Here is a 9,569-nt window from a genome sequence, read left to right as displayed (position 1 = left end):
GGAGGGGGATCTGTATATGCTGAGCACAGTTTGTCACAAATACACCAAACTACATGGTCGGTTTGGTGATGCGCTTCCGCGTGCTGGCGAACTGTCCGTTAAGCTGGTGGCTATAGAGATTTTTGAAACTGAAATGAATTACAAATATATTGGGGAAAATTAGCATGACATACTTTGAGAAAATAAAAGTTGTCGTAACATGTCATGAAAAAAATTAGGGCAGTAAAAAACCTCAGGGGACAAAAAGGGGGCAATAACCCTTAGATACAAAAAAGCCACTTTTCTCAAAGTGGCTTAATATGCTGATTTAACAGCTAAAATTTGGTGGCCCCTACTGGACTTGAACCAGTGACCAATCGATTATGAGTCGACTGCTCTAACCAACTGAGCTAAGGGGCCTTAATGGTGTGAGATTATACGTGCCATTTGAGGCGAGGTCTAGCCTTTGTGTGACTGTATGCGCAATTTGTGTTCAATATAGAGTAGAAAAAATAAATTAAATAATAATCTTTTATTTCAATAAGATAGTCTAAAAAGAAAGACTTGATGAGTAAAAAATCGACAAGGGTAAAAATAAAAGGGTGATTTTTTGTAAATAGAGGTAGAAAAAATCAGCAGATTTTTAGCGAAAACGATAGCGGTTACTTAAGATAGACCAAAAGAGAATAGGGATGATAAAAGAAAATTATCAGCGCTGGAAACAGATATAGTTTAGACCGGATAATAAAAAAACGCCTGTGAGGCACAGGCGTTTGTATTACTACCAAAATCAAAGAGATTGATTATTCATCAAGGAAGCTACGTAGCACTTCAGAACGGCTTGGGTGGCGTAATTTACGCAACGCTTTTGCTTCAATCTGACGGATACGTTCACGGGTAACATCAAATTGTTTACCCACTTCTTCCAATGTATGGTCGGTATTCATATCGATACCAAAGCGCATACGCAGGACTTTAGCTTCACGCAGTGTTAAACCACCTAATACTTCGTGTGTCGCTGAACGTAAGCTTTCTGATGTTGCTGAATCCAGAGGTAATTCGAGGGTAGTATCCTCGATAAAATCACCTAAATGTGAATCTTCATCGTCACCAATTGGGGTTTCCATGGAGATAGGCTCTTTAGCGATTTTTAGTACCTTACGGATTTTATCTTCAGGCATCAGCATACGTTCTGCAAGCTCTTCTGGTGAAGGCTCACGTCCCATCTCTTGCAACATTTGGCGCGAGATACGGTTTAGCTTATTAATCGTTTCAATCATATGTACCGGAATACGAATGGTACGTGCCTGATCGGCGATTGAACGAGTAATAGCCTGACGGATCCACCATGTTGCATAAGTTGAGAACTTATAACCACGACGATATTCAAATTTATCAACCGCTTTCATTAGACCAATATTCCCTTCCTGGATCAGGTCAAGGAACTGTAAGCCACGGTTGGTATATTTTTTCGCGATAGAGATAACTAAACGTAAGTTCGCTTCGACCATCTCTTTTTTCGCACGGCGTGCTTTTGCTTCACCGATAGACATACGACGGTTAATATCTTTAACCTGTTCGATTGTCAGTCCTGTTTCAACTTCAATTTGTTGTAACTTTTGTAAGCTACGTTGTACTTCTTCTTCAATACCTGCCAGTTTTTCAGACCAAGGTTTATTCATCGCACGAGCGGCAGTAAACCATGTGTCATTAGTTTCATTTCCTGTAAACAGAGTAATGAAGTTTTTCTTAGGCATTTTGACCTGATCAACACAAAGACGCATGATGTGACGCTCTTGAGCACGGACTCTGTCCATCATTTCACGCATGTTGTTAACCAGATAATCAAACTGTTTTGGCACTAAGCGGAACTGTTTGAAAATTTCTGATAACTGTAAAATTTCCAGTTCGGTATCTTTATGATTACGACCTTTGGCCTTAATAGATTGACGCGTTTTTTCGTACTGTTCACGAAGCTCGGTGAATTTTTGGCGAGCAAGTTCAGGATCGATGCTGTTATCATCATCGCTATCACTGTCTGTGTCGCTATCTTCATCTTCGTCTTCATCTTCGTCATCGGCGCTGTTGTCGATTTCATCGTCGTCTTTGCCTAAATTGACATCATCACTTTCTGCCACCTCTTCGGCATTAGGGTCAATAAAGGCAGTAATTAAATCAGAAAGACGCGCTTCACCGGCTTCAACACGATCATATTGTTCAAGAAGATAAGTGATTGCTTCAGGATATTCAGCAACTGAGCATTGAACTTGGTTAATACCATCTTCAATGCGTTTTGCGATATCAATTTCACCTTCCCGGGTGAGCAGTTCAACGGTTCCCATTTCGCGCATATACATACGCACAGGATCGGTTGTACGGCCAATTTCAGATTCTACACTAGAAAGTACCTGAGCAGCGGCTTCGACAGCATCATCATCAGTGTCATTTGAATTTTCTGCCAACATCAGATCATCGGCATCAGGTGCTTCTTCCATGACCTGAATGCCCATGTCGTTAATCATCTGGATGATGTCTTCGATTTGATCTGAATCGACGATATCTTCCGGCAGATGGTCATTGACCTCAGCATAGGTCAGGTAGCCTTGCTCCTTACCTTTCGTAACAAGTAGCTTCAGCTGTGACTGCGGGTTTTGCTCCATAAGACGGTATCCACACTTCAAAGTAATTTGGGTTGGTGTCGGTCGGCGATAAACGGTTCAGCCAACAATAACTACGGAGGGGCATTTTCATTGTCGATTGCTACGATCCCCTCAGCGTAGCAAATGTAGGTTATTTTTTATACCTACCGATAGCGGCAATTAAGCCGTGTTTTTAATCTTAATTTAGGTTTTACTTTTTAACGCGAGCCTGTATTATCAATTGGACTTCTTCGCGTTCATTTTGTGTTAGACCTTCAGTTCTCTCTTTGGCAATGAGGGCGTTTAAACGTTCATCCATTGCGGTTAAAAAGAGATGATCTAACGTATCTGTAAATGTTTTTTCAGCTATCTCATCTATATCTATATCGTTCCACATCGCCAGTTTTTCAAGTTGTTTACCGAATTTATTCTCTCGATAGAGTTCGATAATCTGACCTGTATTCAAGCCTGGCTGTGCTTGGCAAAGAGAAACTAATTCAATAAAAAGCGATAAACCCGCTATTTTTTCTGTATTTAGCCCCTCAAGCGGTGGCACTAATTGGCAAAACTCGGGATTTTGTATCAACAAGGCAATTAAAATACGCATTGGTGTAGTACGTAGTTTTGTCGGTTGATACGATGTTTCGTGATGTAGCGAGTTTCTACCAAATAAACGATCCATCTGCTCAATATCGGGATTTCCCGTTAAATTTCCAAGCTCTCTTAATAAATATAGACGTAAAGTCTCACTTGGGATCTGATCAATTAATGGGCGCGCTAAACTATAGAGTTTGCCATTGCCTTCTTGGGTGCTCAAATCCACTTGTGGAACCAGCGAATCAAATAAAAACTCAGATAAAGAGTGTGCTTGTTCCATTCGTTTTTCAAATGCCTCTTTCCCTTCGCGGCGAACCAGTGAATCAGGATCATCGCCTTCAGGTAAAAACATAAAACGTAAAGAACGGCCATCGTTTAAAAAAGGCAGTGCAGTTTCTAATGCTCGCCATGCGGCATCTCGTCCTGCTCTATCACCATCATAGCAGCAAATAACGTTATCCGTAGTTCTAAACAGCAACTGGATATGTTCTGCGGTTGTTGATGTACCCAACGAGGCGACAGCATAATCAATACCAAACTGCGCTAATGCCACAACATCCATATAACCTTCAACCACTAATAACTTAGCTGGGTTAGGGTGAGTCTGTTGTGCTTCATAAAGCCCGTAAAGTTGGCGGCCTTTATGGAAAATCTCTGTTTCTGGGGAGTTTAAGTATTTGGGTAAATCATCACCTAATACACGTCCACCAAATGCAATAACACGACCTCGTCTGTCTCTAATCGGAAACATAACGCGCTGACGAAAACGGTCATAAGTGCGACCTTTATCGTTTGTTATTACCATTCCTGCTTCAAGTAACAGGGCTTGAGTATCGGGATTTTGCCCAAAACGTTTTAGGATATTGTCCCAACCCGTAGGTACAAAGCCGATAGAAAAGCGGGTAATAACCTCTTCACTTAGCCCGCGATACGCAAGATAATTTCTTGCTTCCTGAGCGTCAGGGGTATTGAGGGTGCTTTTGTAATACTGGTTCAATTTCTCCATCACTTGATAGAGATTTTGTCTTATATGTCGCTCAATCGGGCTACTGCCAGTTCCTGATTCATAAGGAACTTCTAACCCATGCATTGCTGCTAACTCTTCAATGGTTTCGACAAAATCAAGTCTGTCGTAGTTCATCAAAAAATCAATAGCATTGCCATGCGCACCGCAACCAAAACAGTGATAAAACTGTTTGTCGCTATTTACTGTAAAAGAGGGCGTTTTTTCATTATGAAACGGACAACACGCTGAATGATTTTTGCCTTGTTTTTTAAGCGGCACACGAGCGTCGATAAGATCGATGATATCGGTTCGTGCTAATAAATCATTGATAAATGAACGTGGAATTCGTCCAGCCATAAGCCCTTTTACGCCTGTTGTTGAACGAGAATAAGCCGCGCTCTCATAAGAAAGCACGGCCTTTTAACTGCGACTACAGTGTCTGCATAAATTGCGGTATCAGCCGCAATTTATTAGTACAGACGAGTACGACGTGCGTTTTCGCGAGCTAATTTTTTAGCGTGACGTTTTACTGCTGATGCTTTAGCGCGTTTACGCTCAGTCGTTGGTTTTTCATAAAATTCACGACGACGAACTTCTGCTAATACGCCTGCTTTTTCGCAAGAGCGTTTGAAACGACGAAGAGCAACGTCAAATGGCTCGTTTTCACGTACTTTGATTACCGGCATGTGCCTCTCACCTCAATAGAAATCGGTTTGTGCTGGCATGATTTTAGCCAGCCGACATTTAAAATGGTGCGGAATTTTACTTCAAAGCAGGGCACTTTGTAAAGAGATGCACAAAATTGAAACGCAAACTCTCACTTTTGTGTCTTAATTTATTCAAAACACAACGTGATAGTTGCTAACCACACATTTAAATCATGTAAAATAGGTGGATAATTATAGACCAGAAAAAGAAATTTGTCACATACTGGTATGTAAAAGTTGTGGCGAAGACGTATTAAATTAGCGAAATAATGCTACAATCGATCCATTACGCCATTGCGCGAGGAAGAATTTGGAAGCGTCATGCGAGTTTTAGGTATTGAAACATCTTGCGATGAAACCGGTATCGCAATTTACGATGATAAAGCCGGTCTGTTAGCGAATCAACTCTATAGCCAAATAAAACTGCACGCCGACTATGGTGGTGTTGTTCCCGAGCTTGCTTCACGAGATCATATCCGCAAAACAGTGCCACTGATCCAAGCCGCCCTTAAAGAAGCAAATTTAACTGCAAAAGATATTGATGCGGTCGCTTATACTGCAGGACCAGGGCTGGTAGGAGCATTGCTGGTGGGGGCGACTATTGGTCGTTCTCTGGCGTTTGCATGGGATGTGCCTGCTATTCCAGTTCACCATATGGAAGGGCATTTATTAGCGCCGATGCTTGAAGAGAAAACGCCAGATTTTCCTTTCGTGGCGTTACTTGTCTCGGGGGGGCATACACAATTAATTAGTGTAACAGGGATTGGGGAATATACCCTGTTAGGTGAGTCTATTGATGATGCTGCTGGTGAAGCATTTGATAAAACAGCCAAGCTATTGGGGCTTGATTATCCCGGCGGCCCTGTTTTATCAAAAATGGCACAACAAGGTGTAGAAGGACGTTTTGTTTTTCCTCGCCCTATGACAGACAGACCCGGACTCGACTTTAGTTTCTCTGGTTTAAAAACCTTTGCCGCTAATACTATTCGTCAAAACGATGATTCAGAGCAAACTCGAGCAGATATTGCGCGTGCTTTTGAAGATGCCGTAGTAGATACTCTGGCAATAAAATGTCGTCGAGCATTAGAGCAAACAGGCTTTAAACGCTTAGTGATGGCGGGGGGTGTAAGTGCTAACCGTACTTTACGCGCCAAAATGGCAATGATAATGGAACAACTCGGAGGGGAAGTGTTTTATGCTCGCCCTGAGTTATGTACCGATAATGGTGCCATGATTGCTTTGGCGGGGATGATCCGTTTTGAAGGTGGTACCGAAGGGCCTTTAGGGGTGACAGTGAGACCGCGTTGGCCTTTAGCTGAATTACCTGCTTTAGCGGATAAATAATTAGCCATTGGCGGTGTTGGTAATGATAAGTGCTTGGCTTAAGTACTAAGCACTTATGTTTGGTTACAATTAAAGTGAATTATGCCAATGCCGTCCAACCAAGAACGCTAACTCTAATGACTGTGTCCGGTTAAGACGAGGATCACATAAAGTTTGATAACCATGACTTAGGTCAGTGTATCGAATTTGTTGTAATCCTCCAGTACATTCAGTGACTTCTTGTCCGGTCATTTCTAAATGTATCCCCCCAGCCTGTATGCCCATCTCATGTAAAATATGAATAAAAGCACGAGTTTCTTCGGCAATATCATTGAAATGTCGGGTTTTCATACTGTCATTTGCTGATTGTGTATTGCCATGCATTGGATCTATTTGCCAAATAACCGCTCGTTGATGTTCTTTTACCGTTCTTACTAATTCCGGAAGATATGCATGAATAGCATCTTTACCCACGCGAATGATTAAGATAATTTTTCCAACTTCATTGCTCGGGTTAAGAGTATCTATTAGCTTAATCAGTTTTTCTCCTGACATTCTGGTGCTGCATTTTATACCGATAGGGTTTTCAATACCTCGTAGGTACTCGATATGGGCATGATCAATATCGGTTGTTCGTTCTCCTACCCAAACCATATGTGCTGAACAGTTATACCATTTGTTGTCAATGGAATCTTGACGAGTCATCGATTCCTCATAATGCAGTAACAAAGCTTCATGACTAACATAATAAGAAGAGGTATCGGGCTGTTTATTAATAATATGATGTTGTGAATGATAGAGTTGTTCTAGCAAATGGAAATAATGCTCAGGCTCTGTAGAGCCAGGATGAGCGTTAATATCCAAGGCCCATTGTTGCTTGGTATATTGTGTATAATTCATCGCACGTAACAGATTTAAGGTCGCTGCTGAGTGATGATAGGCAGTTATCATTCTAATCGGATCTGGCTCTCTACTTTTAACTGAAAAATCAAGACCATTAATAATTTCTCCTCGATAGCTGGGTAAAGTTAAGCCATTTTGTGTTTCAAATGCTTGGCTACGAGGTTTAGCGTATTGTCCAGCCATACGACCTAATTTAATCACCGGCAATCCCGTTGATTGTTCAATTAATGCGGACATTTGCGATAAGGTGAATGTTAAATCACGGATAATAGTGGCTTGGCAATCATCAAAAGATTCTGCACAGTCTCCTCCTTGCAGAAGAAAAGCTTCACCATTTGCAACAAGTTTTAATAAATTTTTAAATGCTCTGATTTCGGAAGCTAAAATTAGCGGGGGATAATGCTTAAGCTTTTCTTTGCAATAATTTAAGGCATGTATATCTGGGTATTCAGGGAGTTGCTTGGCGGGTAAAGATTTCCATAATGATGGGTGCCAAGAGATGGAAAATATATTCTGTAATGATAGGGTGTTTTCTATTGGTAAATATTGATGATTTTGTTCTGTTAAAACATCAATATTATAGGTGCTAAACATAGAAAGTGCTCCTGCGATTATAGTAAGAATAGAAAAAGCGAGGTGATCCTCGCTTTTTGTTATCCTTGGGGTTGAGATGTTTCTAAATAGGTTTTAATGACGCCATTTTGCCTTGCAACATAGTCTTCTCTAACGGGGGTATAGACATCAATAACCTCAGAAGGCTCTAAAGCAATTGCGTGATGAACGGCCCATGAGGGAATAATAAAAGAGTCGCCAGCATGTAAATAAACAATGCGGTTATTTACCGTCAGTTTCAAAGAGCCTTTTAGTATAGATGTGGCAGTTTCATGTTCATGTTTATGTTCAGGAATAATGGCATTAGTTTTAAATGTCCAAAATGCCATTGTAAAATTAGAGCCATGAATAAATTTAGCTTGAATTTTACTTTCTTCACCTTCGTTTCTATTTAGATCCATATCATAAGAGATCATTTCACTAGATAAATATAAGCTCATAGTTTTTTCCTTTTTATTAACCAAGTGACTAGATAATTAACGTTTTGACTGTTGTGATGTAATTAATTACTTAATTTAATTTTGAATGAATAGAAAATCCCATAGGGACAGGGCCAAAATCATATAAAATATTTAAATGATATTTTTTAGCTGCACTAAGAGTGGTAATACAGCCATCTACTCGCCCTAAACCACATTGAAGTGCTGCTTCACTATTTGAATTAAAAAGAACTCTTTCAATATTATCGAGTTCTGTTATTTTTCTAAATAGATCTTGTGGTGCGGGATGAGAACCTAACTTTTTTATCTCCTTAATATTATTAAATCGGCTAGCAAATAACATGTTATGGGTATCCATAACAAAACAATCTGTTAATTTGATAAAAGAGAGATTATTAAAAACAATATTGTGTAAAAACGGATAAACAATACAACCTAATAGAATACTATTTTGGCTTACCTCCATTTCTTTTACTGCGGTTTCTAATGTAGGGTGAAGAATAATATTTCCTTGTTGATTATTTTTATTTAGCCAATAATAAGCGGCTTTCTCACAGTTTGTTCCTGCAGGACCTAATGTATGAATATTTATCATGGTCAGTCACCTTTGTTTATTATATACGTCCCGTTATATTGATAAGTTCTGGTAAACGTTGCCCATGTTTGATTTTTTCTAGCATGTTATTTTCAATGCTATCTATCTTAATCGCTTCTTCCAGAACATTATCGATGAGTGAAAAAGGGATAATCACGGTGCCATTAGGATCGGATATCACTAAATCACCACTACAGATTGTGGCATGCTCAATGGTGCATTGAGTGCCTGTCTCACTGACAAAATAAGCGCCTTGTGTATCTGTAGGAGTAAGATTGGTGGCAATGACTGGAATGGTTAGATTGGTGAGATCTTTCTTGTCTCGTACCGCTCCCCCTAAAATAACTCCTTCAAAGCCTAATTTTTCAAAATAAGTACAACTCATGCCACCTGCAAGTGCTGCTTCTGTTATTAGTTCATGTCCTCCGGCTATATAGAATAATCCTTTTGCATCTGTTATTTCAGGGACTAAAAAAGAACTAACTTGTTCCCACGTAGAAGGTTGTTTATCTAAAATAGATTTTTGTTTTCTAATTAATTTCCATTGCACAGTATAAGCTTGTCCAACAGAATAAAAGTTTTCTAGGTTAATACTTTTTAATTGACTATTTAATACAATGGTTTTTCCTAAACTATCGAGAATATCGACTAATGTAGGAGTACTAAGTTGCATTCTTTTTATTAATGCAATTTTATTGGCAGATATTTTTTGTAGCATGGTGAACTCCAATGTTTCACAGAGTTAAATGATTATTTTTTTATGGTTAT

Annotated in this window: 8 protein-coding genes and 1 tRNA gene; 1 reads left to right on the top strand and 8 read right to left on the bottom strand. The window is 39.7% G+C overall.

Features of this window, described 5'->3' with window-relative positions:
- Positions 1–322: 322 nt before the first annotated feature.
- The 4 genes from AACU95_RS10380 to rpsU all read right to left on the bottom strand — a co-directional run bounded on the left by AACU95_RS10380 (position 323) and on the right by rpsU (position 4,907).
- Positions 323–399: transfer RNA gene (locus tag AACU95_RS10380), tRNA-Ile, on the bottom strand.
- Positions 400–782: 383 nt separating this feature from the next.
- Positions 783–2,639 (bottom strand): RNA polymerase sigma factor RpoD, encoded by a 1,857-nt coding sequence (gene rpoD, locus AACU95_RS10375; protein WP_004245586.1) that lies wholly within the window; start codon positions 2,637–2,639, stop codon positions 783–785.
- Positions 2,640–2,829: 190 nt separating this feature from the next.
- The gene (gene dnaG, locus AACU95_RS10370) at positions 2,830–4,578 is read right to left on the bottom strand and encodes a DNA primase (protein WP_141192265.1); all 1,749 of its coding nucleotides are present in this window, start codon (positions 4,576–4,578) and stop codon (positions 2,830–2,832) included.
- A gap of 113 nt (positions 4,579–4,691) precedes the next feature.
- The gene (rpsU, locus tag AACU95_RS10365) at positions 4,692–4,907 is read right to left on the bottom strand and encodes a 30S ribosomal protein S21 (RefSeq protein WP_001144069.1); all 216 of its coding nucleotides are present in this window, start codon (positions 4,905–4,907) and stop codon (positions 4,692–4,694) included.
- Between the two features lie 342 nt (positions 4,908–5,249).
- On the opposite strand from rpsU, the gene tsaD reads away from it, so the two are divergent.
- Positions 5,250–6,272, top strand: coding sequence for a tRNA (adenosine(37)-N6)-threonylcarbamoyltransferase complex transferase subunit TsaD (tsaD, locus tag AACU95_RS10360; protein WP_141192264.1), 1,023 nt, complete (start codon positions 5,250–5,252; stop codon positions 6,270–6,272).
- Positions 6,273–6,341: 69 nt separating this feature from the next.
- On the opposite strand, the gene AACU95_RS10355 is transcribed toward tsaD, so the two are convergent.
- The 4 genes from AACU95_RS10355 to AACU95_RS10340 form a co-directional block, all read right to left on the bottom strand.
- Entirely contained in the window at positions 6,342–7,748 is a 1,407-nt protein-coding gene (locus tag AACU95_RS10355) for a 3-deoxy-7-phosphoheptulonate synthase class II (RefSeq protein WP_004245583.1), read from the bottom strand.
- A 59-nt stretch (positions 7,749–7,807) separates the two neighbouring features.
- Complete coding sequence (locus AACU95_RS10350) at positions 7,808–8,206, bottom strand: cupin domain-containing protein (RefSeq protein WP_004245582.1); 399 nt, start codon at positions 8,204–8,206, stop codon at positions 7,808–7,810.
- Between the two features lie 70 nt (positions 8,207–8,276).
- Positions 8,277–8,801 (bottom strand): prephenate dehydratase domain-containing protein, encoded by a 525-nt coding sequence (locus tag AACU95_RS10345; RefSeq protein ID WP_004245580.1) that lies wholly within the window; start codon positions 8,799–8,801, stop codon positions 8,277–8,279.
- Positions 8,802–8,820: 19 nt separating this feature from the next.
- Entirely contained in the window at positions 8,821–9,519 is a 699-nt protein-coding gene (locus AACU95_RS10340) for an RraA family protein (protein ID WP_141192263.1), read from the bottom strand.
- Between the last annotated feature and the right edge of the window lie 50 nt (positions 9,520–9,569).

It is taken from the genome of Proteus sp. G4415, assembly GCF_963896075.1.
GTDB lineage: Bacteria > Pseudomonadota > Gammaproteobacteria > Enterobacterales > Enterobacteriaceae > Proteus > Proteus mirabilis.
The sequence above is the reverse complement of the archived record's forward strand: the minus strand, read 5'-3'. Positions and strand labels throughout refer to the sequence as shown.

What these genes read in the sequence shown, in the direction of transcription:
- rpsU (WP_001144069.1), bottom strand. Translation starts at nt 4,907, where the DNA reads ATGCCGGTAATCAAAGTACGTGAAAACGAGCCATTTGACGTTGCTCTT.
- AACU95_RS10340 (WP_141192263.1), bottom strand. Translation starts at nt 9,519, where the DNA reads ATGCTACAAAAAATATCTGCCAATAAAATTGCATTAATAAAAAGAATG.
- rpoD (WP_004245586.1), bottom strand. Translation starts at nt 2,639, where the DNA reads ATGGAGCAAAACCCGCAGTCACAGCTGAAGCTACTTGTTACGAAAGGT.
- AACU95_RS10345 (WP_004245580.1), bottom strand. Translation starts at nt 8,801, where the DNA reads ATGATAAATATTCATACATTAGGTCCTGCAGGAACAAACTGTGAGAAA.
- AACU95_RS10350 (WP_004245582.1), bottom strand. Translation starts at nt 8,206, where the DNA reads ATGAGCTTATATTTATCTAGTGAAATGATCTCTTATGATATGGATCTA.
- tsaD (WP_141192264.1), top strand. Translation starts at nt 5,250, where the DNA reads ATGCGAGTTTTAGGTATTGAAACATCTTGCGATGAAACCGGTATCGCA.
- AACU95_RS10355 (WP_004245583.1), bottom strand. Translation starts at nt 7,748, where the DNA reads ATGTTTAGCACCTATAATATTGATGTTTTAACAGAACAAAATCATCAA.
- dnaG (WP_141192265.1), bottom strand. Translation starts at nt 4,578, where the DNA reads ATGGCTGGACGAATTCCACGTTCATTTATCAATGATTTATTAGCACGA.